Source organism: Candidatus Eremiobacteraceae bacterium (assembly GCA_035314825.1).
Classification (GTDB): Bacteria; Vulcanimicrobiota; Vulcanimicrobiia; order Eremiobacterales; family Eremiobacteraceae; genus JAFAHD01.
This window is the reverse complement of sequence record DATFYX010000078.1, coordinates 1-23,065: the sequence shown is the minus strand read 5'-3', so window position 1 is coordinate 23,065 and position 23,065 is coordinate 1. Positions and strand designations below refer to the sequence as shown.

Below are 23,065 nucleotides of genomic sequence, written 5' to 3'. Positions count from 1 at the left end.
GCGCACGAGACAATAAGAATCGCGAGTAACACCAAGGAACCCATGGTGATACCAAATCGCATCGCGATCAGGCGCGGAACCATCGGCCGGAACTTCGGGAGCATACGACTGTCGCCTCTCTCAAACATTCATCGTCCGTAGCGCCCGAAAGGATGAATCGGGCCTGTGATAGCGGCCACTCCCCTAGCCGGGCATGCGGAACATCGCGAACGTGCGCACGAGCCACCAGCCGACGAAGACGAGATAGAGCGCGAAGAGCACGCCAAACCAGTGCTGGTTGATCGATTGGCTCGCGGACAGGTTTGCATGCATGACCAGGTTCATGACCACGATGACCAGTCCCAAGCTGCCCACGCCGAACCACGCGAAATGCTGCGCGAAGTCGTGCAGCGTTTGCGCCCGGCGCTGCGGGGCGAGCCAATATTGTTTGTTCGGCAGATTGATGAACTCAACCGGTACGTGGCCTAGCACGCTTGGGATCCCTAACGCGACGACGCCCGGCAGAACGACCGCCAGGATCCAGCTCGCGAAGAATGCCGCCTTCGTCTGGTGCGCGTTCGGCTCGCCGCCGATGTCGAAATGCGAAGCCGCCGTCGCGCCGATCAACGGGTAATAACAGGCAAGCTCGATCAACGCGGCCGCGATGAGCACGATGACGACCACTTGCGCGGTTCTCATCCGCCGCTTGATTTGCCAGAACGGCGGCCGGCGCCTAGATGCGTCGCTCGCAGGCGCGCCGAATGATCGTCGGCATGAGCACGCCGGCGCGATTTCTCCGGCAGTCACCACTCGCGGCCGTCGCGACGCTCATGCTGCTGTCCGCATTTCTGCCCGAAGTGTGCTCGGGGAACACGTTGGCCAGCGCTTTCCTGACGCCGAAAGTCTTCATCTTCCTCGTGATCGTGGGGTACGGCATACCCGTGCTGCTCGTCCGCGAGCTTGCGATTGGGAAAGGACTCGGGACCGCCGGCATCTTGATCGCCGGTTTCGCTTACGGCTCATATAACGAAGGCTTGTGGGCCAAGACGATGATCGCGACCGGCGACGTTCCGATCCCGGCGTTCAATCACTACGGCGAGCTGCTGGGCATCGCGGTTCCGTGGGCGATGCTCATCAGCATGTGGCACGCGCTTGCGTCGGTGCTGTTCCCGATCGTCTTCACCCATGCGCTGTTCCCCGATCAGCGAAACAAACCGTGGCTCGATGTGCGCCTTGCGCTCGGTCTCGCGGGCGCTGCGCTCGCGCTGGGCTCGTTCGCATTCCTTCAACCGTTCAAACAACCGGGAACGCCGGTGCAGCTCGCGATTTTCCTTACCGTCATCGTCGGCGGTGCATCGGTAGCGACGCGCTTCAAGCGACCCGAGCGCCCGGAAACACGACCCGCGGGAGCATGGCCGGTTCTGCTTGGGCTAAGCGTCCTGGCGCCGTTTGCCGGACAGATCTTGCTCGCTGTCGCGAAAGTGCCGGTCGGCCTGTTCGTCGCGGCGCTGATCGGCGCGGTCGGCGCGTACGCTGCCATCGTGACCGCGCTGCGCTGGCAAGACCCGCCCAATCTCACGCTTTTCGGGCTGGGATTTTACATCGAGACGCTCTTCGTCTCCGCGGGCCTGCGCGTCGCCGCCGGCAAGGCGCCCATCGAATCGGCCGTGGTCGCCGCCGTGCTCGGCGCCGCGTTCATCTGGGCCGCCTTTCGGATCAACGCACGGCCCAAACCTGGTGCATCCGAAGCGCCGCTGGCTGCGTATCGATGAACATGATGCAGCGGGTCTATCGGCATCCGATCGTCGTGCGTATCACGCACTGGGTCGTGGCGCTCGCGATCCTCATCCTCACGATGAGCGGTCTGCAGATCTTCATGGCGCACCCGGCGCTGTACGCGTCCGACGCGTCCAAGTTCGACGCGCCTGTGTTTTCCATTTATAGCGAAATGGACAACGCCGGCAACCCGGTCGGCAAGCTGCAGATCGGATCCAAGGTGATCACGACGACCGGCCTCTTGGGCTGGACGTCGGACGGCATGGGCGGGGAGGCGTCGCGCGCGTTCCCGGCGTGGGCGACGATCCCGGCCTATCGCGCGCTCGCCGACGGCCGGCGCTGGCACATCTTCTTCGCCTGGGTGCTCGGCCTGTGCGCCATCTTGTACGCGGTCTGGGCGTTCAAGCTCGTGCCGACCAAGACGGAGATACGCGAACTGCCCGAAGCGCTCAAAGAACACGCGCTGCCCTGGAAAGTCAAAGCGACCGCACACTACAATCCGTTGCAGAAGATCGCGTACTTCGGCGTCGTCTTCATGCTCGTGCCGCTCGCGATCGTCTCAGGTTTGGCGCTATCGCCGTCCTTCGATGCCTGGGCGCCCTGGGTGCCAGCGCTGTTGGGCGGGCGCCAGTTCGCGCGCCTGTGGCATTTCGTCGCGATGTGGGGCATCATCGGCTTCTTCATCGGACATTTCATGATGGTCGCGCTCACCGGTTTTTGGAACAATCTGCGCGCGATGATCACCGGCTGGTTCGCTGTGGAGGAATCGCCATGAGGCTGCGACGCGCCCGCTTTCTCGCTTTGCTGGCAGGCTCGGCGCTGACCGGCTGCGCGCGCACCGCCACCGCGCTCAACGACAATCCCGGTTTTCACCGTTTCCTGGAAGCGCCCGAGCGGCTCAACCTCGCGATTCTTGGCGCGGGCCAGCCGCTGGCGCGCGAGTACGCCGACAAGTACATCTCTCCCGACTTCCGGCACAACGGCTTCGACCCGCCGTCCGATCCGACGTATCTCGCGTGGAGCCGCAACAACTGGCACGGCTACCGCCTGTTCGTGACCGGGCTGGTCGACGACCCGACGTCGTTTTCCGTCGACGACCTGCGCTCGAAGTTCCCCGCGGTCACCCAGACCACGCGCCACGATTGCGTCGAGGGGTGGAGCGTCATCGGCAAGTGGCGCGGCGCGCGCGTGCGCGAGATCCTCGCCGCGGCAGGTCCGCAGTCAGGCGCCAAGTATGTCGTGTTCCATTGCATGGACGACGACGGCACGGGTACCAAGTACTATGAGTCGCTTGACATGCACCAAGCCGCGCATCCGCAAGCGTTGCTCGCATACGATCTCAACGACCAGCCGGTGCCGCTCAAGAACGGCGCACCGCTCCGGCTCAAAGTGCCCACCCAGTTAGGCTATAAGAGCGCGAAGCACGTCAACAAGATCGAGCTGGTGGCGGCGCTAGGCGGCCAGTTCGGCAACGGCGGTTACTGGGAAGATCAGGGCTACGAGTGGTTCGCCGGCATCTAGGAAGCGCGGGCGAGCCCCTACGTCTTCTCCGCTAGTAGTTGGTGGATCGTCGCGTTGACGAGCGCGTCTTGCGAATCGCCGACGACGGTCTTGCGCAGCACGCCATGCCGATCGAAGATCATCTGCGTCGGCCAAGCGTTCACGCCGTATGCGTTCCAGACAGCAAACTCGTTATCGATGGCGACCGGCCAGACGACGCCTTGCTCGCCGAGCGATGCTTCGAGCGCCGAACGGCTGTGCTCCAACGAGGTCTCGGGGCTGTGAACGCTCAGGATCACCAATTGCTCGCGCGGCACGTCCCTATAAAGCGCGCGCAGGTTGGGCTCGACGTTCTTGCAGTTGTAGCATTCGAACGTATAAAAATCCACCAAGACGACTTTACCCTGCACGTCGGCTGCCGTCGGCCGGCCGTTGAGCCAGTCGGGCGCCGCCAGCACGCGCTCCAGGCCCGCGTTGGTGGCCGCGCTGGCCGCACACGCGCCGAACGCGAGCAATGCGCACAACAGTGCCAGTATCTTCAAGGCCGTCTCCCCCCGTTGCACCCTGCTTGTTAGCTTACTACGCGGCCGGCGCGAAAACGGATGTTTAGGAGAACCTCCTCGGGCTGAAGAAGCGCGGGCGCACGATGCCTATGGGCTTTCAGACGGGCGCCACCTATGTGGGCGGCGGCCGCGTCCTTCTGAGGACGCGCAACGGTTTCAAGATGTACGTGGACGCCCACGACATCTCGATCGCCCCTCATCTCATCCTCGACGGCGTGTGGGAAGAGTGGACGGAGGTGGCGCTGCGCCAGCTGGTGGCGCCCGGCATGACGGTCTTCGAAGCCGGCGCGAACGTGGGGTATTTCACGCTGCTGATGGCTCGTGCGGCCGGACCGAGCGGCAGCGTCCATTCGTTCGAGTGCGATCCGCAGCTCGCCATGCTGGCGCGCGACAACATCGAGATCAACGGACTGCACCGCAGCGCGCACATCGTCGAGAAAGCCGCCGGCGAGCGAGCCGGTTCCGTGACCTTCTATCGCACCGACCGGCATCGCGGCGGCGGATCGATCGTGCAGGGCCTCGAGCAGATTCCTCACAACGCGACCGACCAGCGCACCGCGCTCGAGGTCGAGATGGTCACGTTTGATGATTTCGCGGACGAGCTCGGTCGCACGCCGGACTTCATCAAGCTCGACGCGGAAGGTGCCGAGCCGGCCATCCTGCGCGGTGCGACGCAACTGCTGGACGGCGCGCGACCCCTGACCATCGTCATGGAGTTCTTCCCGCGCTTCGTGCGCGATGCCGGCGATGATCCGGCCGCGCTGTTGCGCATGCTGGCGGACAAGGGCTTCGAGCTGCGCGTCATCGACGAGCGCAAGCGACGCATCGTCCCTGCAAACGCTGCGGCGCTCTTGCAACGCGAGAGCGCCGAGCTGGTCTTACGCCGGAACTAGCGCTTCGCTACTGGCGCGCCATCGCGATGCGCATGCGGTCCTCTGCGCTGATGAAGCGATCGGCGTCTGCCTTGCCGACGTCGATCTGGACGCCCAGCACCTTGCCGTTGAACTCGCTGTCAGCGATGCTGTATTCACTGCTCACGGGTGTGCCGGTGTCGACGCTGACGTCGCACGTCTCGTCCGCTGAGAACATCATCGGAACGGTCATCTCCACGCGCCCGCTACCGGCCTTCTTGCCGTCGACGAAGAGCGTCACGTTCCCGCCTTTGCCAAGGCCGCCGCCGTCGTACGCGAACTCCATTCGGACCTGGTGATTGCCCTCCGGCAGTTGTTGTTCACTGCGCACGATGAACGATTTCCAACCGAAGCAGTTGTAGCAGTACGTGAGCTTGCCGTCCTTCGCGTAGAGGACCCATCCTCCGAAGCGTCCTCCTTGGTGGACGATCACGCCTTCGGCGCCGTCCTTGGGCACGACCACCTGGGCGGTCACCGAGTGCGACTTGTTCTTGATGTTGACGATCGAGTTCTCGGTGAGGCGGCCCATCGCACCGAAGAGCACTTGCGAATCGCCCTTGATGAGCGTCGGCCGCCCGGCAAGATCTGAGTTGAAGCGCTCGACCCGGCGGTCATCCAGCGGCAACACGTTGTATTTCGTCGCTTCGATGAGGAACAGGCGTTGCAGGTCGCGCAGCTTTTCCGGATTCTCTTTGGCGACGTTGCGTGATTGCGTCCAATCGTCGGGCGCGTAAAGCTCCCACACGTCGTCGTCGTACGGCGGAAGCGGAGCCACGACCCACGGCGTGCTGTGCCGCGTGACAGCCGTCCAGCCCTTGTGATAGATGCCGCGATTGACGAACATCTCGAAGTATTGGGTCTCGTGCGGTTCCGCCGCCTTAGCGTCATCGAACGAGTACTTCATCGAGAAGCCGTGCAGCGGCATCTGCTGGATGCCGTTGACGGCCGCCGGATGCGGCAGCTGCGCGATGTCAAGGACGGTCGCCGCCACGTCGATGACGTGATGGAACTGCGTGCGGATCTCGCCCTTGGAGCGGATGCCCTTGGGCCAGTGGACGATTGTGCCATTACGCGTGCCGCCCCAGTGCGAGGCGACCTGCTTGGTCCATTGATACGGCGTGTCCATCGCGTGCGCCCAACCCACCGCATAGTGGTTGTACGCCTTTGGTCCGCCGAACTCGTCGATGCGCTCCATCAGGAATTCGGGCGTCTCGACGCCGGTCACTCCATTGAGCATGAACAGCTCGTTGAAGGTGCCGTTGATCGTGCCCTCGGCCGACGCGCCGTTGTCTCCGACGATGTAATAGATCAGAGTGTTGTCGAGCTGCTGCAGTCTCTCGAGCGACTCGACGAGCCGGCCGACGTGATAGTCGGTGTGCTCAAGAAAGCCCGCGTAGACTTCCATCTCGCGTGCAAGGATCGGTTTGAGTTTGGGATCCATGTCGTCCCACGCCGGGATGTCGGCCGGCCGCTTGGTCAACTCGGCGTCTTTGGGGATGACACCCAGTTCCTTTTGACGCGCGAAGATCTGCTCGCGCACCTTATCCCACCCTTGATCGAACTTGCCCTTATACTTATCCGCCCATTCTTTGGGCACGTGATGCGGCGCGTGCGTCGCGCCGGGTGCGAAGTACACGAAGAACGGCTTGTCGGGCATGAGGACGCGCTGCTGGCCGATCCAGTCGATCGCCCGGTCCGTCAAGTCCACCGTGAGGTGATAGCCTGGGTCGGGCGGAATCTCGACCGGCACCGTGTCCTTGTAGAGCGCCGGCGCCCATTGATTTGCTTCGCCGCCGATAAAGCCGTAGAAATGCTCGAAGCCGCTGCCGGTGGGCCACTGGTTGAACGGCCCCATCGGGCTGGTCTCCCACACCGGTACTTCGTGGCACTTACCGAACTGCGCGGTCGAATAACCGTTGAGCTTGAGCGTCTCCGCCAGCGCCGCGGCCGCCTTCGGGCGCACAGAACTGTAGCCTGGTGCCGACGTCGCGAGCTCGGTGATGCTGCCCATGCCGACGGCGTGATGGTTGCGCCCGGTGAGCAGCGCCTGACGCGTCGGCGAGCACAAGGCCGTGGAATGGAAACGGTTGTACTTTAGGCCGTTCTTCGCGAGCTTCTCCGCCGTCGGCGTGTTGATGACGCCGCCGAAGGCGCTCGACGATGCGAACCCGGCATCATCGATGAGGATGATGAGCACGTTCGGTGCGCCCTTCGGCGGCCGCAGCGGCTCGATCGGCGGGAATTTGGTGTCCGGGTCCTTGGCATCGTAGGTGGTGATACCGACGTATTGCGGATCCGGAATGGGCAAAATCTCTCGCTGCAGGTCGTCGCTAGACATTCAGAACCTCCAAAGGCGGGCCATTGCTTAGGCAACGCAGGTTCTGAGCGTCGAGTGGGCTTCCCGCTACGAATCGAGCGGGTCTTCAGACTACAGTCGGATGAAAGGCGCCATGCGATCGAACTTCGATGGCCCGATGCCGGGGACGTTTTGCAGGTCGTCAACGGTTTGGAACGGTCCGTTCTGCTGGCGATAATCCACGATGCGCTGCGCCAGGCTCGGACCGACGCCGGGCAATTGGACTAATTCCTCCGGTGTGGCCGTGTTCACGTCAAGCGTCTGCCCGACGGCGAGCTTGTGCGCGCTGGAGCGCGAGCTTCTTCCGTGGGAGCGCCTGTGATGATACGACGATGACGCCGGCGGATCGTTCGACATGAACGCGTCGCTGGCCAGCGTCTGCCCCTTGTGCGGCACGGTCACTTTCATCGCGTCGCCGAGCGGTTGGGCAAGATTAATCTGCTCTACGTCGGCGTCCGGAAGCGGGCCGCCGGCCTGCTTGATCGCATCGATCACACGCGCGCCAGGCGCGAAGGTATACACGCCCGGATTCTTGACCGCGCCGCATACGTAGACGGCCATATCGGCAGGTGAAGGTGAGGAGCCCGGGCTCAAAGAGCCCGGGCTCACATTGCCGTTGAGGGCGGGAGGAACGGTGGCGTCGGCTTGGACCGCGTGTTGCGATCCGGCAGGTCGCGGCAACAAGAGACCGGCCGCCAGAGCCACCGCCGCACAACCCGCGATCAGCCAGCGTTTATCGAATGAAGATGCCATGCCGGCCTCATCCCGCGCGCACACAGGCGCGTCAAGGGCTTGCCCGGCTCGCCATGGTACAATACCGCTGATAATGCCAGCTGCAGAAATTCCGCCGTACGAGCCGCAGGCGATCGAGCCGAAGTGGCAACGCATTTGGGAAGAGCGCGGTCAGAACGAGATCCGCGAAGATCCCTCGCGCCCGAAATTCTACTTGCTCGAGATGCTGCCGTATCCCAGCGGCGACTTGCACGTCGGTCACGCGCGCAACTACACGCTGGGCGACGTGGTCGGCCGCTTCCGGCGCATGCGCGGCTTCAACGTCATGCACCCGATGGGCTGGGATGCGTTCGGACTGCCGGCCGAAGCCGCGGCGATCCAGCGCGGCATCCACCCGGCCGATTGGACCGAGACCAACATCGCCAACTTCCGCCGCCAGTTCCGAAAACTCGGCGTCGCGTACGACTGGACGCGCGAGATCGACACGTCGTCGCCCGAATACTATCGCTGGACGCAATGGCTGTTCTTGCTGATGTATCGCAAGGGACTCGCCTATAAGAAGGAAGCGCCGGTCAACTGGTGCCCCAAGGACGAGACCATTTTGGCCAACGAGCAGGCCGAGGGCGGCGTGTGTTGGCGCTGCGGCACACCGGTGCAGCAGCGCCTGGTCAACCAATGGTTCTTCAGGACGACCTCGTACGCGGATCGGCTGCTCGAGGGCCTCGACCGCCTGCCCGACTGGCCCGAGCGCATCAAGACGATGCAGCGCAACTGGATCGGGCGCAGTGAAGGCGTCACGTTCTCGTTCGAGCTGCCGGGCTCGAACGCATCGGTGAGCACGTTCACCACGCGGCTGGACACCGTCTTCGGCGTCACCTTCATCGCCATCGCGATCGACCATCCGCTTGTCGAGCAGCTCATCGCCGGGCGGCCGGAAGAGCCGCGCGTGCGCGAGTTTATCGCCGGGGTCGCCGATAAGAGCGAACTCGAACGCACGCAGCTGATGGAGAAGCTCGGTGTGTTCACCGGCGCGCATGCCAAGCATCCGCTCACGGGCGAGCGCGTGCCGATCTGGGTCACGAACTACGTCGTCTCGAGCTATGGCACCGGCGCGGTCATGGGCGTGCCCGGGCACGACGAGCGAGATTTCGAATTCGCGCGCAAGTACGGACTCGACATCAAGACCGTGGTGGTGCCGCAGGCCGATCCGAAGTTCCTCGCGCGCGAGAAACCGAACATCGAGGATGGAGTGCTGGTGCGCTCCGGCGCGTTCGACGGATTGACGAGCGAACAAGCGCGCCGGGCGATCGCCGAAGAGCTGATCGAGCGCGGCATCGGCGAGCAGACCGTCAACTACAAGCTGCGCGATTGGCTCGTCTCGCGCCAGCGCTATTGGGGCGCGCCGATCCCGTTCGTCAATTGCCCCGAACACGGACTGGTGCCGGTGCCCGAAGACCAACTACCGGTGCTGCTGCCGTATGACGCGCCTTTCACCGGCGTGCAGGGCAGCCCGCTCGCGCATGTGCCGTCGTTCGTCAACACGACGTGTCCGATCTGCGGCGGTCCGGCCACGCGCGAGACCGACACCATGGACACGTTCATGGACTCGTCGTGGTATTTTCTACGCTATCTGAGCCCGCACGACGGCGACGCGCCATGGAGCAAGACGACCGCGGACCATTGGGCGCCGGTGGACCATTACATCGGCGGCGCCGAGCATGCGGTCATGCATCTGATGTACGCGCGCTTCTTCTATAAGGTGCTCAACGACGAGGGCATGGTGCCCAAGGACGAGCCGTTCACGCGGCTCTTCAATCAGGGCTTGATCCTCGGCGCGAACAACGAGCGCATGAGCAAGTCGCGCGGCAACGTCGTCGGCATCGACGAGACCGCCGACCGCTATGGCATTGACGCGTTGCGCCTGTTCGAGATGTTCGCGGGCCCGCCGGACACTGATTTTCCGTGGTCCACCACGGGGATCGCCGGGGCCACGCGTACCTTGAGCCGCGTCTGGCGGCTCGTGCTGACGCACATCGACGCGTTGCGCGATTCGCCCAAGGGCAACGCCCCGAACGGCGGCGCCGATATCGAGCTGCGCTACAGCATCCACTCGAAGATCAAACAGGTGACGAACGAGATCGGTGACCGCATGCACGTGAACACCTGCGTCGCGGCGATCATGACGCTGCTTAACGACCTTGAGGCGTTTGCAGCTGCGCATCCAGATGCATCCACCTCGCCGACGTTCGCGGAAGGTCTGCGCGGGCTGCTGCTCTTGCTTGCGCCGTTCGCGCCGCACATCACCGAGGAGCTGTGGGAACGCGCGGGTCAGCCGAAAAGCATCCATCTGGAGCCGTGGCCGGCGTACGAGGAAGCGGCGCTGGTGCGCACGCTGATCCCGTTCGTGATCCAGGTGAACGGCAAGCATCGCGGCACAGTCGAAGCGGCACCAGGATCGGCCGAGGAGGCCGTGTTCGAACTGGCGCGCGTCGTTCCGACAGTGAGCGCACAGCTCGACGGCAAGACGGTGCGCAAGAAGATCTTCGTGCCCGACAAGCTGCTGAACATCGTGGTGGGCTAGCGATGCCACGGGGCGTGATCGCTGCCCTCATCGCGCTGACCCTCGTTCCGGCTCTGTCACAGGCAGACCAAGTCGGAGTCGCGTTTGACAGGATTGAGTGGCGCGGCCCCGGTGCGACGCCGTTGCCCCCAGGATCATTTCAAGCGCATCGAATGGCGCTCATGGTTCAGGTCAAGCCGACGGATGTGTACCCGATGCCTGCATACGACGTCGAAGGCAACCTATCGCCGGGTGCGATTAACGAGCCGGTCTTCACGAGTTTGTACAGATTTTCGTATCTCGGCGACTGGACGCGTGTCGATGACCCGATCGCGATGACGGCCGCGATCCACCGCGCGGATCTTCATGAAATCATCTTTCTCAATCTCACAAGACGGACATACAGTATCGTCAAAGCGGCTCCAGCGACTAGTCCTTCACCGACAGTCTCCGCCACAGCGCAAGCGCCCAACTATAAGCTTCAGGAGTCGCATCAGGAGCTGGATCCATTGGTCCTCGACGAGCGTCAGACGATGGGACATCGTGTCGAGTTCACCTACACGACGCTCGCGCCGACCCGTTCGTGCCCGCAGGGATCGGTGACATTCATTCTCACGCAATATTCCGCGCTCGACATAGACACGCCCGTAGGGATGTGGTGGCCCTCTACTTTTGATCCGTCCGACAGTTGCACGACGCTCATCTCGACCGAAACAGACGCACAGAGCATCTTCTCCAAACTGCCTTTGTATCGCAGCATCCTCGTGGAGGCGCCCGACGAATCATTCGTCCGAGCGTGGAAGCGGATGATCGGGTTTTCAGTGCTGCCGTTGTCTGTCGTACAGGAATTTGGCAACGTCAAGCTGTTAGACGCGGCGGATCGAGGTCTTTTCGAGATTCCCGCGGGCTTTGCGGAAGTCAAGTAGCTTCGATAGCTTCTAGTTCTTTCGGAAGTAGTCGACTGTGCGTTTGATGCCGTCTGGCAACTTTACGTCAGGCTGCCAGCCGAGCACCGACTTCGCCTTCTGGATCGCGAACACACAGGTCCTGATGTCGCCGGCGCGCTTGGGCGCGTGCTGGACCTCGACGTCGCGGCCCGCGGCCTGTGCGATCAGGCGGTGCAGCTCGTTGACGGAGGTACCGATGCCGTTGCCGATGTTCATCGCCTCGCCGTCGGCGCCGCTCAACGCCATCAGGTTCGCGCGGGCGACATCGCTGACGTAGACGTAGTCTTTTTGCTGTTCACCGTCCCAGTCGATGCGGATCGGTTTGCCGTCCAGGATGCGCGACGCGAAGATCGCGATGACTCCTGCCTCGCCGCTTGGATCCTGGCGCGGGCCGTAGACGTTGCCGTAGCGCAGTGCGGTGAACTTGGGTCCGCCGCTGCCGCCGTAGTAGCGCAGATAATGCTCGCCGACCATCTTGGTTATGCCGTACGGGGATTCTGGCCGCTGCGGATGCGACTCGTCGATCGGCAGCTGCACGGGCGTGCCGTAGATGGCAGAGGATGACGCGTAGATCACCTTGCGCACGCCGGTGCGCGCTGCTAGACCAAGCACGTTGATCAGCCCGCGGACGTTGACATCCGCGTCGTACGACGGATCCTGCGTTGAGAACGCGACGCTTGGCTGCGCCGCGTGATGGCTGACGATCTCGGGCTTGAACGATGTGAAGACATCCGCGAGCGCGGGGTCGCGGATGTCACGTTGGAAGAACTGAGCATCTGGGTTGATGTGCTCGCGTCTGCCGCCGCCGTGTTCCCACAGGCTGTCGACGACACCGACATCATGCCCGGCAGCGATCAAGGCGTCGACGATATGCGAGCCTATAAAGCCCGCGCCGCCGGTGACGAGGACGCGCAAAGCGCGCGCCTAGAGCGTCAGATGACCGCTGACCAATAACAAGATCAGCACGAGCAGGACGATGATGAACGCTGTCACGTCAGATCACTCCCTTTCCGACGATGGACGTGCTTGCGACCGCCTACAGCTTTAAGTGGCCGGCCACTGCCAGCAGTATCAGGACGAGCAGGATGATGATCACGGCTGTACCCACGAGGAGCCTCCTCTCGAGACCGTTCGGTAGTCAGAACGGACGAGTCGGATTTACCCGTTCACCATCGAACATATGTTTCCCTCGCACTCGGGCGGGCGGCTCCTTGACCGCAGACCGGAATCGCGTGACTGAAGGTCTCGATGCCGGAGCAGCTCGATGATCTCGCGCGCGGCCACCTGTTGGCCATCGCCTTTGGGGCATACGCGGCGGGCATCGTAGCGTTCGCTTGGCATCAGCCGGCGGGATTCATCATCGCTGGCTTGGCAGTGCTGGCCGCGGCCCCGCCATTCTTCATCGGAGCCGGCAAGAGTCTAAGGTCTGCCGCGCTAGCTGCGCTTGTATGCTTCACCCTTGGCGTGGCCGCGGCTCGTCTTGCGGAGTCGGTTCGCGAACGTTCCAGCCTCGGCGCGTTCGACGGACGGCATGTCGTCGTGGGGGTCGAGTTCCTCGAGCGCGCGCGGCCGTCGGCCAATGGCTGGTCCGCCCGTGCGTCGATCCTCGACGGAGGCGAAACGCCTGCAGACGCGTCTTTGGCCGGCAGGGTCGCCATCCTCGAACTCCCCGCCGGTGTCACGACTCCGCTCGCGGGAGAGCAGGCACGCGTACGCGCTCGCATTGATCTGCCGGCAGGTCCCCGCAACGACGGCGAGCCCGCCGAACGCGATCAGCTCGCGGACCAAGGGGTCTCTCTTATCTTGACCGTGCACCGCTCCGGCGACGTGCGCATGGTCGGGCCGGGCGCGGGTTGGAATGCATGGTGGGCTCAGGCTCGCAGCCGCTTCGCGGGGGCGATCGAGTCTCGTCTGCCGGCGTTGCCCGCAACGGTGCTCGAGGGCGTGCTGTGGGGCGATCGGGGCAATCTGCCCGCCGCGTTGCGACAAGAATTCGCCGACACGGGCACGGTCCACGTGCTGACGACGGCCGGATTGCACCTCGGCATCATGGCTGCGTTGGTGGCGGGTTTGCTCGGCCAGACGCCGCTGCCCCGCACGGCGCGCGCCGGGCTCGTCGTCGCCGCCGCGTGGGCCTACGCCGCACTCGCCGGTTTGCACATCCCGACCTTGCGCGCCGCGACGATGCTGACGGCCGGCATCATCGCATTCGAGAGCGGCAGAGCGCGCACCGCGTCGGCGGTCTTGTCAGCGGCGGCTTTTGCGGTGACGCTGCCGCATCCGCTTGCGCTGCTTTCGCCTTCGTTCTCGATGTCGTTTGCGTGTGTCGCCGGCATCGCGCTCTTGAGCCCCACGCTGGCGACGCTCGGCATCCGCGAAGGGGCATGGGGTCCGCGCTGGCTGGCAGAGCTCGTCAGGACCGGATTATCGGTGCAGATCGCGCTTGCGCCTCTCCAAGCGCTGTATTTCAACGCGTTCACGCCCTACGCAGTGGCCGCCAATCTCGTCGTCGTGCCGATGGTAGGCATCGTGATGGCGACCGGCACGCTCTACGCCGCCGCCGCCCTCGCGATGCCTGCTCTTGCCTGGCCGCTCTCGAACCTGACCTGGTGGTGTCTGCTGTTCATCATCGGGGCGGTCGAGCGCTTCGCATCGCTGCCGGGAGCCCACATCGATCTCCCCCCACCGAGCCATGCATTCTTGGCGTGCTACTGGGTCGCCCTCGGCGCCTTTGCATGGGCGGTGCACGCGCAAATCAGACCGCGTCGGCTTGCGATGTGCGGCGCGGCAGTCGCGCTGTTGTTGGCGCTCATCTACTGCGCGCCCGGCATCGCAGCCGCATTCGACCGCAGGCTTCATCTCGACGCGATCGACGTCGGCCAAGCGGACTGTCTTCTAGTGCGCGCACCGGGCATGCATGCGATGCTCGTGGACGGCGGCGGCAAGCTCGAGCGCGCCGGCGGCGGCGTTATCGCGCAGCCGATCGGCGATCGGATCGCGACCCGGACCGTGCTGCCGTTCTTACTGCGCCACTGGGTGCTGCATCTGGACGCCGTGGTCTTGACACATCCGCACGGCGACCATGCAGGCGGGTTGCCGGTGATCCTCGCACGCGAGCACGTCGCATCGATCTGGGATTCCGCGCAGCTCTACGAAGGGCCGGCGTATCAGCGCGCACTCGATGTCGTGCGCCGGCGCGCGATCCCCTGGCACAGAGCGATCCGCGGCGAATCGTTCGATCTCGGTCCGCAGACCCATGTGCGAATCCTGGCGCCCGAGCTGCCGCTCATCACGGGCACGTCGTCGGACATCAATAACAATTCGGTGGTGCTGCGCGTCGAGTTCGGCCGCACGGCCATCTTGCTCACGGGCGATGCCCAGTCGGAAGCCGAAGCGCGCCTGTTGTCGCATGGACCAGCCGACTTACGCGCGGACATCCTCAAGGTCGGCCATCACGGCAGCGCATATTCGTCGACGCCGGCGTTTTTGGCCGCAGTGCACCCCACGATTGCAGTCATCTCATGCGGCAGACACAATGTGTTCGGTCACCCGAGCCGGCGGACGCTGGACGCGCTTCGCGCGGCCGGTGCGGCGCTCTACCGCACCGATACGGACGGCGGCATCTCCATCCAGACCGACGGAGCGGCGATAGAGACGCGGACGGCGGTTAGAGTTTCAAATGGCCGGTGACGGCGAGCAGGATGAGCACGAGCAGCACGATGATCACGACTGTATCCATATTGGCGACCTCCGGAGGTCGCTGAAAAATATACCCGGGACCCGGCCCCGCTAAACCAGCATGGATTCGGTGGTTTTCCAGAGGCGCAGGCGGAGCTGCTCGTCTTCGACCAGCGGGTTCGGGCGCGCCGGTGCGCACTCGACGAAGAAGCCACCGGTCACGCCGGCGAGCTGCGGCGACGACGCGCAATAGATCGGCGTCAGCGCGCCGCGTTCCGGCGTGATCCCAAACGGCTTCATGAACGTCCAACCGAATTGCACCAAGCCGCCGACCTCGCCGAAATCGGTGGCGACCAAGCCCGGATGCAATGCATTCACGGTAACGACTTGCGGATCGACGCGTCGGGCCAGCTCGACGGTGAACAACATGTTCGCGAGCTTGGACTGCCCATATGCGTTGGGCGGAAAGCTGTGGCGCTCGCCGTTGAGATCGCCGAAATCAAGCCGCGCGGAAAGATGTGCGTCAGAGTTGACGTTGACGATGCGCGCGGGAGCGTTCGACTTGAGGAGATCGAGCAGCGAGGTGCTCAGCAGAAACGGCGCGAGGTGATTGACGGCGAAGGTCAGCTCGAAGCCCTCGCCGGTCATCGTCCTTCGGCTCGTGATGAGGCCCGCATTGTTGACGAGCACGCGCAGATCGGGAGCGACGCGTGCCAACTCGCCCGCGAGCGCTCGCACCTGCTGCATGTCGGACAGATCCGCGATGACCAGCGCCGTCTTCGCGCCGGGCTCTTGACGTTCGATCCACGCTTGCGCCGATTCGCCGCGCTCGCGGTTGCGGCAGACCATGATCACGCGCGCGCCGAGCCGCGCCAGACCCAGCGCGGTGTGCAGTCCGATGCCAGCGTTCGAGCCGGTCACGGCCACGGTGGTACCGGTGAGCTCCATCGCCATGCGCGAGGCTTGGTCGTCGCCGCAAAGGGTCCTTGAATCTTTGCGCCGCTGAGAATAGCCGCAGAGGTCAAGCGCCGATATCCGGCCTAACTCTGGGGTTGACACATGTCTAGGCTGACGTATCGCGTGTGGTTCTGCGGGGTGGTGGCGATCATCGCCGCCGGCCTCGCCAATCCAGGCATCGAGTTCGCGTCCAACGCCGGCTGGTTCGGGCGCGGCGATTTCACCGATCGCAGCAATCTCGACGTGATCCCGACCATCGTCCTCGGGATCGCGCTTGCCGCGCTCGTCATCCTCGGGCGCATCTGGCAGCTCGCCGCCGCCGGCAACGCCAAGCGCCTTGCGGCGTGGCTGCGCCTGTCCGGCCACGTGCTACACCCGTGCACCATCGCGCGCTTCATCCCCGCGGTGTTCGGAATCCAGATGCTCGTCCTGTTCTCGATGGAGAGCATCGAGCAGATCGCCGTGCGCGGTCATCTCCTCGGCGGATCGCTCTGGCTGGGCGGCCCGTTGGCCGTAAGTCTTTTCCTCCACGCGCTGTTCTGCGTCGCGACCGCATATGTGCTCACGCGAGCGCTGCACGGATTCGCGCATAGGGCCGCACGCATCGCGTATCTGCTCCAAACGATCCTATCCGCGGCCGGCGTCGGCGCCAGGATGCTCCCGCGCATGCTCGGTGGATGGCTGCCCTCCTCGAGTCCGCTGCACAGCGGCATCGGCGAACGCGCGCCACCATCTCCCTCCTACTGACCAAGTCACCGGACCGATCTTGCTTTGCCGCCGCGGTGCGATCACCGGCCGCACGCGCGCCTGCGCTTTCGGATGGAGTACCGATCTTTCGTGCTTGCCCGCAGACCGCTGGGACGCCGGACGACGCTGATCATCATCGCCGCCGTCGTCATCGTGCTCATCGCGCTCATCACCACCGCCTTTTTGTGGCGATCGAGCAGGCATTGGGCCGGCGGCGTCGCCGCCAGACTGACCATGGGCGACAAGCCCATGAACGTCTTGTTGATCGCCAACAACGGACGCGATCTCAAAGCGAGTGATCCGCTCGGCCTGGGCTCGGCGGCCGGACAGGCGGACGTCATCCTGCTCGCGCGCGTCGATCCGCGCGCACACGCGATCTACGCCATCACCATCCCGCGCGATGCCCTCATCGCGCAGCCGCGCTGGCACAATTCAGTGCCGAAGATCAAGACGCTGTTCTTCATGGGCGATCAAGAGACGCCGCCGCGCGGACCGCAATATCTCACGCAGGCGGTCAGCGCGCTGACGGGGCTGCCGATCGACGGCTACATCGTCGCGAATTTCGCCGGTTTCAAGGAGGCTGTGGATTACGTCGGCGGCTTGACGGTGAACGTGAAGGAGCGCATCTACGATCCGCAATTCAGCCATGCGGATTTCAAACCTGGCGTGCAGCACATGAACGGCGCGCAAGCGTTGGCGTTTATCCGCGTGCGCCAAAACCAGGCCGGCAACTCGTATCGCATCAACGACTATCAACGCATGCAGGCCGAGGTCGAGGTGCTCGGCCTGCTTCGCAACAAGCTGCTCGATCCCGCGCACGCCTCGACGCTGCTGCCGGCATTCGTCTCACATATGAATCACGACGTCGCCACCAATCTGCCGCACGACCGACTGGTCCGCGTCGGGATCGCCATGGCCGGCGCGCCGGTCTTCCAAGTCCCCATCGGATCGGTCGCCGACTCGATGATCCTCGCGCGCGCCGACGTGCCCGGCATCAATCACGCGGGCATCATCGACGAAGCGGAATACGTCGTGCTCGATCCGGCGCAGGTGCAGGCGCGCCTGGCGGAATTCGGATCGCACTCGTCGAGCACCGGACTCCCGCCCTTTCCGGCTCCTGGGTCCGTGCGTATCGAGCTTCACGGCTCGAAGCATCTCGCGCTGCATCTCGAACATCTCGGGTTCGTGCGCCTGCGCATCGTGGGCGGCCCGACCGGTGAGCAGCGCGTCGTCTATCCGAGCCGGCAGCCGGTCGTCGGCTGGCAAGTCGCCAGGGCGACGGGCATCGGCAATATGTACGTCCAGCCCGGCAGCGGCGACGTCGTCACGGTGTACGAGTGATCGGGTGACCGCGGCGCGGACTACACGGGCGTCAGGAAGTTCTGCGTCTTGAACTTGTCGGCGAGGAAGCGCCCGTTCGCCACCAGCGCCTGCGTGTCGTTGCTCAGATAATTGGCGACGCTCTCTTTGAGCTTGGTGTCGAGCAGCGTGAGCTGCTCGACCAGCAGTGCGGTGGCCGTCTTGCCGTCCTGCACCGGATAGAGGCTGCGGAACGCGGGCGGCAGCTTCAAGTAGTTGTTGAGCGTTTCGGGCAGATACTCGAGCGCCGTCTGACGGATCATGAAGGTGTTCTGGTCGGTCGTGTCATCTTTTGACAACGTCGGCAAGATCGCGATGATCGATTGCGAGATGCTGTCCACGAGCGTCGCGACCTCGGCCGGCACGCGCCCCTTGATGGATTGCGCGAGCGCGTCGAGCGCGGCCTTGATCTGCTCGGAACTCATCTGCGCGCTGATGCTCGTCTCGAGCTCCTTGCTCGAAGGCGTCGCCAAATAGCCGATGCCGTATGAGCCGAGCACGATGGGCAGCCAGAACGCGTGGATGACGCCGCCGAAGAACAGGCCGAGCGCTCCCAGCGCCGCGAGCGAGCCGACGATGTTCTTGTTGCCGTACAAGAACAGCATGAACCGTTCCATGCCTATTGGTAGCCGCGTATTTCCTTGAACACCACGCTCAGCGGCGCGCTCGTGCCGTCGAACACGCGCCCGCCGGTCAGCGCGGCGAGCTCGTTCAACTGCTCGCTCGACCCCTCGCCGAACAGGATGGGGAACACCTTGATCGCTTGTTCGTCGGGCGGAAGCGATTCGTACTTGACCTTGAACGCGTCGAAGTCGTCGCCCGTGTTGTTCTCGCCGTCGGTCATCAGCACGATCGAGTAGTAGCGCTGTCCCTCCGTGCCGCGCGAGGCCTGTGCGAGCGCCTCGGCGCGCTCGATCGCGTCGAAGATCGCGGTCGAGCCGCCCGCGTGCATGCTGTCGGCGAACTGCTTGACGGCGTCGAGCGTCTTCGTGTCGTTATCGCTGCTCATCTCGAACGTCACCGGCGGTGCGACGTTCCCGTTGAACGTGATCAGCGTGATCTTCTCGCGGTTCTGGAAGCGCGCGAACTGTCCGGTCAGCGAAGGATCCTGGCCCGCCAACGTGTAGAGCGCGCGGCGCAGGCCGGCGATGCGCTCGCCTTGCATCGAACCGCTCACGTCGAGGACGAAGAACGAGTGCGCCGGCACGCGGTTGACGTTGAGGTAGCGCAACAGGATCGCGTTGACCGTCGCCAGGTTGTTGGGGAAGGGCAGCTCGACGATCAGCGACTTCGGGAACACGCTTGAAAGCGGCACGTCGGGGTTGACCGGGCGGCGGAACGTGTTGTCCATGATCGTCTTTTGGAACTGCGCGCTCTTGAGAAAGGCGATGACCTTGTCGTACGCCGGGCGCTTGTCCTCATTGAGAAGGACGAGCGGATAGTCGGCGGTGATGATGCCCTCTTTGGGATAGATGAGCGCGAGCGGCTCCTTGAGCTGTCCGCTGCGGTTGAGCGAGATCAGGTTCGCCTCGTAGTTCACTATGCCGTCAAGGTGGTCTTGATCGCGCGTGTACGCGTCGATGAGCCAGCCCGAGCTTCCCGACGTGAGCTTTTGGCCTTTGAAGAAATTGTTGAGCTTCGCCATATCGACGTCGCTGACTTTGAGCACGTCGGAGGTGCCCGAAAGCGCGGATGCGACGCCGATCACCGCCGAGAAGCCGCTGTTCGAACTGGCCGGGTTGGTCATCGCGTAGTTGAACTGGCCTGCGCCCGCCTTGTCGGCGACGTCCTTCCACGTGACGTTGGGATTGCCAAGCCAGCCCAACTCCTTGGCCTTGCTTTGCTTGACGCCGATGATGACCGGCGACAGCATGATCTTCTCTTGCGCCTTGATGCGATGCGCGGTATCGCTCATCACCAGGTACTTGGCCTGCGAGAACCAAGCCGCGTCGAATTTCTCCCCTTCGTTGATGCGGTCGATGCCGGCCATCGTGCCGCTGTACTGCAACGACAACGTCACGCCGGTCGCGTCCCTGATCTGGCCGAGGTACGGCTCGAGGTCCTTGAGCTCGGAGCCGGCGATCACGACCAAGGTGTTGGGCGAACCCGCATCGACCGGACCGGACGAGGTGGTGTTGCCGCCCGAGCTGCAGCCCGAGAACAGGATGCTCACGCCCGCGCTCAACGCGGCGATGAACGCCGCGGCCCGCGCGCCGAAGATCGATGGTTTCACGTCCGCCATACCTCTGCGCATCCGCCTATGAAGGGAGCAGTTTGACGACGCCGCTCGTGTCCGTCGAGGTGTCAAGCGTCGCCATCGACTCGGCCACCTGTCCAGCGCGCGTCTTGTCCAGGTACGTCTTGGCCTTGGCCACCTCGGTCGACAGCGAGTCGACCGTCTGCTGCATGCTGTCGAGCGCCTTGATCTTGTAATCGGAGATCATGTCGAGCGTCTGATAGATATTGTCGAACGCGCTCTGCAGCTGCGCGACGCTAACCGTCGCGCTCGACGCCTGCTCGTAGATCTGTCCGCTCTGCTGCTTCAACAGCTGCGAGGTGGACTCGATCATGTTGCCGGTCGTCGTGTTGAGCGCGGTGATCTGGTCGAGCACCAGTTTCTGGTTGCCTAGCGCCTGAGCGACGATGACCGCCGTGCGCAGCGCCGACACGGTGGTCGTGGTCGCGCGATCGACCCCCTTGATGAGCTCGACGTTGTTGCGTTTGACCAGGTCGAGCGCCATGTAGCCCTGCATGTTGACCGCCATCTGGGTGAGCAGGTCGGTCTCTTTTTGGCGGGTGTAGAAGAGCACTTCTTCCTTGAGCACCTTGGCGCGCTGCGGGTCGCTCGCTTCGATGCCGGCGATCTTGGCGGTCAGCGCGGCGTCGAGCTTCTTGGCGAGGTAGATGTACTGCTCGATCTTCTGCATGAGCGCCCACATCGTCGCCTTCTCTTGATCGATCGCGGCGTCGTCCTGCTGCAGCTGGTCCTTGCTGTGGTAGAGCGTGTTGATGATCGCGTTGAGGTGCGTCTGCGCCGATTGGTAGCTCTCGAAGTACGCCTCGATCTTGCTGCCGAACGGGATGATGCCAAGCAGCTTGCGCGGCGAGAACAGGTCGCCTTGCTTGGAGGGATCGAGATCCTCGACCGTATTGCGCAGGTCGACAAGCCCTTTGGAGATCTCCGAGCTCTGGGTGAACGCGCCATGGCTCATCGTGTTGACCGGCCGCTGCAACAGGCGGTTCGAGATCTGCGCCGAGGCGGCGACCTCGGCGTCGCCCATCGAGCTGATCGCGTCGACGCGGTTCTTGAAGTCCGGGCCGTTGATGTCGAGCGTGATGACCTGTTGGACGAAGTCGGCGACTTGCGAGTCGAGCTTCGTCGCCGCCTCGGGCGTCACGGGCACCATCTGCGCCGCCTGATCGGGCGGTACGGGCGTGATGGGAGCCGGGGCGACGAGCGCGGTCGCCGCGCTCGCGTCGGCCGGCGTCGCCGTGGTGGTCGGTGTGGTCGGATCCTGGTTCATGACATGCGTCCTCTCACGAGTTGAATTTCTGTTCGATGCCTTTGATCATGCTTTCAAGGATGTCGTAGCTCGGCGGGTCGATCACGTTGATGAGCGTGTCGGGCACGTGGATGTCGTTCTTCTTCCAGAAGGCGCGCGCGTCGTCGGCATTCGACGTGCGCAGCCCGTGTTCGACCGCCAGCCGCTGCAGCTCGGGGTCGTTGACGAGCAGGTCGCCGAGCTTCTCACCTTTGGCGTTGAACGGGATGAAGATGTGCTTGGTGAAGACCGTAGGCTGCGGGTACATCAGCACCATGTCGCCGTTGCGGTTGCCTTTATGCGTGGATTGGTACTCGATGAACTGCGCCTCGTAGATCATCACCAGCGGTGCCTTGCCCATGCCCATCGCCAAGTAGTCCTCGAACGGTCCCGCCGAACTGCCCTCTTGATAGCCCTGGCGCAAGAACAGGTTGGCGGCCTTGGGGAGCACCGCATCGACTTGGTTCTGGTTGTCGACGATCTCATCGTTGTTGAAGATGTAGCTGGCCAGCGCGAGATACATGGCTGCCGAGTTGGACTTGCGCACGTCGGTCGAGGAGATCAGGATCGACTTATTGATGGCGTAGTCCGGATTGTGCGGCAGTTCGCTCCACCGTTTGTCCGCGACGATCGCGTCGAGCAAGCGCTTCATGTCGACGATATAATAGTAGTTGTTGCGCTTGCTGACGATGCCGTTCGCGAGCAGCACGTCGGCGATGGGCTTCCACGACGCGATCGCCATCGGCGTGAAGAACGGGCTGACCGACTTCTTGATGCCGGTGGCCTGCATGATCTTGGTCGCGCCGGGCACGCCGGCCGGGAACGCGAAATCGTAGACCTTCGGATCGGCGCGCGACGCCATCTCGCGCGAGCCGACCGTTTCGACCTTGAGATCGATGCCGTTGCGCCGCAGCACGTCGAGCACGCGCGGGTCGGTGAGGTACCCTTCCTTCTCCGAACCGATGAGACCGGTCACCGTGACCACCGCACCGGCGGCGACCTGCGCGGCATGCTCTTGACGCTGTCGCGTGATCGACACATAGGTCGCGAACACGACGCCCACGATCAAAAGGATGAGCAAGAGCGGTCCTAAGACTCGCTGCGCGTTGGCCATGAACGTAGGCTTCCTTTGCGTCGTGCGGATGCACTGCCGGGGGTAAGGGGACCGTGCCGCTCTACTCGCTGGGCAGTAGGAGAGTTGCAGCCGTCACCGTCGGCGCCGCTTTGGACCGGGACATGCGGCGTCCCGGAGCTCCTCTTGCCCTGGTCCCGCGCTTAGAAGTGGTAACGCTGCTCGATCACGAGCACTGAACCGTTGAAATCCGGCGGCGGGCCGCCCGCTTGGGAAGGCAGCCCGGTGAAGTTCGCATACCGCAATTGGACGAGCAGCGCGGCATGCGATGACTGCGCGATCTGCGCGCCGATGAACTCGATGTCTTGGCGATAGTCGACGTTGGT

Annotated in this window: 20 protein-coding genes; 9 read left to right on the top strand and 11 right to left on the bottom strand. The window is 63.8% G+C overall.

Annotated elements, in window-relative coordinates; all coding sequences use genetic code 11:
- Nucleotides 1-183: 183 nt before the first annotated feature.
- On the bottom strand, nt 184-678 hold the full coding sequence (locus tag VKF82_11520) for a hypothetical protein (protein ID HME82684.1): 495 nt from the start codon (nt 676-678) through the stop codon (nt 184-186).
- Between the two features lie 74 nt (nt 679-752).
- Here VKF82_11520 and VKF82_11515 point away from each other — a divergent pair, with 74 nt between their 5' ends.
- The 3 genes from VKF82_11515 to VKF82_11505 are packed head-to-tail and all read left to right on the top strand — an operon-like array spanning nt 753 to nt 3,276.
- Nucleotides 753-1,751: a hypothetical protein gene (locus tag VKF82_11515; protein ID HME82683.1), complete on the top strand. Its 999-nt coding sequence runs from the start codon at nt 753-755 to the stop codon at nt 1,749-1,751.
- Between the two features lie 2 nt (nt 1,752-1,753).
- The gene (locus tag VKF82_11510; GenBank protein ID HME82682.1) at nt 1,754-2,530 is read left to right on the top strand and encodes a cytochrome b/b6 domain-containing protein; all 777 of its coding nucleotides are present in this window, start codon (nt 1,754-1,756) and stop codon (nt 2,528-2,530) included.
- A complete protein-coding gene (locus VKF82_11505) occupies nt 2,527-3,276 on the top strand; it encodes a molybdopterin-dependent oxidoreductase (GenBank protein HME82681.1) in 750 nt (249 codons plus the stop codon). Before VKF82_11510 ends, VKF82_11505 begins: the two co-directional genes overlap by 4 nt.
- 17 nt (nt 3,277-3,293) lie before the next feature.
- Here the strand turns inward: VKF82_11505 and VKF82_11500 are convergent, their stop codons facing one another.
- The gene (locus VKF82_11500; protein ID HME82680.1) at nt 3,294-3,797 is read right to left on the bottom strand and encodes a redoxin domain-containing protein; all 504 of its coding nucleotides are present in this window, start codon (nt 3,795-3,797) and stop codon (nt 3,294-3,296) included.
- A 104-nt stretch (nt 3,798-3,901) separates the two neighbouring features.
- Between VKF82_11500 and VKF82_11495 the strand changes: the two genes are divergently transcribed.
- On the top strand, nt 3,902-4,711 hold the full coding sequence (locus VKF82_11495; GenBank protein HME82679.1) for an FkbM family methyltransferase: 810 nt from the start codon (nt 3,902-3,904) through the stop codon (nt 4,709-4,711).
- Nucleotides 4,712-4,718: 7 nt separating this feature from the next.
- Here the strand turns inward: VKF82_11495 and VKF82_11490 are convergent, their stop codons facing one another.
- Both VKF82_11490 and VKF82_11485 read right to left on the bottom strand, forming a co-directional pair.
- The gene (locus tag VKF82_11490) at nt 4,719-7,067 is read right to left on the bottom strand and encodes an arylsulfatase (GenBank protein HME82678.1); all 2,349 of its coding nucleotides are present in this window, start codon (nt 7,065-7,067) and stop codon (nt 4,719-4,721) included.
- 90 nt (nt 7,068-7,157) lie between these two features.
- Entirely contained in the window at nt 7,158-7,838 is a 681-nt protein-coding gene (locus VKF82_11485; protein HME82677.1) for a helix-hairpin-helix domain-containing protein, read from the bottom strand.
- 73 nt (nt 7,839-7,911) lie between these two features.
- Here VKF82_11485 and leuS point away from each other — a divergent pair, with 73 nt between their 5' ends.
- Nucleotides 7,912-10,398, top strand: coding sequence for a leucine--tRNA ligase (gene leuS, locus VKF82_11480; GenBank protein HME82676.1), 2,487 nt, complete (start codon nt 7,912-7,914; stop codon nt 10,396-10,398).
- Nucleotides 10,399-10,412: 14 nt separating this feature from the next.
- Nucleotides 10,413-11,303 carry a hypothetical protein gene (locus VKF82_11475; protein ID HME82675.1) on the top strand — a complete coding sequence of 297 codons (891 nt, stop codon included), beginning with the start codon at nt 10,413-10,415 and terminating at the stop codon, nt 11,301-11,303.
- Nucleotides 11,304-11,315: 12 nt separating this feature from the next.
- Here the strand turns inward: VKF82_11475 and VKF82_11470 are convergent, their stop codons facing one another.
- On the bottom strand, nt 11,316-12,239 hold the full coding sequence (locus VKF82_11470) for an NAD-dependent epimerase/dehydratase family protein (GenBank protein HME82674.1): 924 nt from the start codon (nt 12,237-12,239) through the stop codon (nt 11,316-11,318).
- Nucleotides 12,240-12,572: 333 nt separating this feature from the next.
- On the opposite strand from VKF82_11470, the gene VKF82_11465 reads away from it, so the two are divergent.
- Nucleotides 12,573-15,014 carry a DNA internalization-related competence protein ComEC/Rec2 gene (locus VKF82_11465; protein HME82673.1) on the top strand — a complete coding sequence of 814 codons (2,442 nt, stop codon included), beginning with the start codon at nt 12,573-12,575 and terminating at the stop codon, nt 15,012-15,014.
- A 99-nt stretch (nt 15,015-15,113) separates the two neighbouring features.
- Here VKF82_11465 and VKF82_11460 read toward each other — a convergent pair whose 3' ends face one another.
- Entirely contained in the window at nt 15,114-15,956 is an 843-nt protein-coding gene (locus VKF82_11460; protein ID HME82672.1) for an SDR family oxidoreductase, read from the bottom strand.
- Between the two features lie 105 nt (nt 15,957-16,061).
- On the opposite strand from VKF82_11460, the gene VKF82_11455 reads away from it, so the two are divergent.
- Nucleotides 16,062-16,706: a hypothetical protein gene (locus VKF82_11455; protein ID HME82671.1), complete on the top strand. Its 645-nt coding sequence runs from the start codon at nt 16,062-16,064 to the stop codon at nt 16,704-16,706.
- 90 nt (nt 16,707-16,796) lie between these two features.
- The gene (locus tag VKF82_11450; GenBank protein HME82670.1) at nt 16,797-18,047 is read left to right on the top strand and encodes an LCP family protein; all 1,251 of its coding nucleotides are present in this window, start codon (nt 16,797-16,799) and stop codon (nt 18,045-18,047) included.
- Nucleotides 18,048-18,067: 20 nt separating this feature from the next.
- Here VKF82_11450 and VKF82_11445 read toward each other — a convergent pair whose 3' ends face one another.
- The 5 genes from VKF82_11445 to VKF82_11425 form a co-directional block, all read right to left on the bottom strand.
- The gene (locus VKF82_11445) at nt 18,068-18,682 is read right to left on the bottom strand and encodes a hypothetical protein (GenBank protein HME82669.1); all 615 of its coding nucleotides are present in this window, start codon (nt 18,680-18,682) and stop codon (nt 18,068-18,070) included.
- Between the two features lie 2 nt (nt 18,683-18,684).
- Nucleotides 18,685-20,298: a VWA domain-containing protein gene (locus VKF82_11440; GenBank protein ID HME82668.1), complete on the bottom strand. Its 1,614-nt coding sequence runs from the start codon at nt 20,296-20,298 to the stop codon at nt 18,685-18,687.
- A 25-nt stretch (nt 20,299-20,323) separates the two neighbouring features.
- Nucleotides 20,324-21,589 (bottom strand): toxic anion resistance protein, encoded by a 1,266-nt coding sequence (locus VKF82_11435; GenBank protein ID HME82667.1) that lies wholly within the window; start codon nt 21,587-21,589, stop codon nt 20,324-20,326.
- A 13-nt stretch (nt 21,590-21,602) separates the two neighbouring features.
- Complete coding sequence (locus VKF82_11430) at nt 21,603-22,721, bottom strand: hypothetical protein (protein ID HME82666.1); 1,119 nt, start codon at nt 22,719-22,721, stop codon at nt 21,603-21,605.
- Nucleotides 22,722-22,882: 161 nt separating this feature from the next.
- Nucleotides 22,883-23,065: hypothetical protein (locus VKF82_11425; protein ID HME82665.1), on the bottom strand; the 183-nt coding region annotated here is incomplete at its 5' end.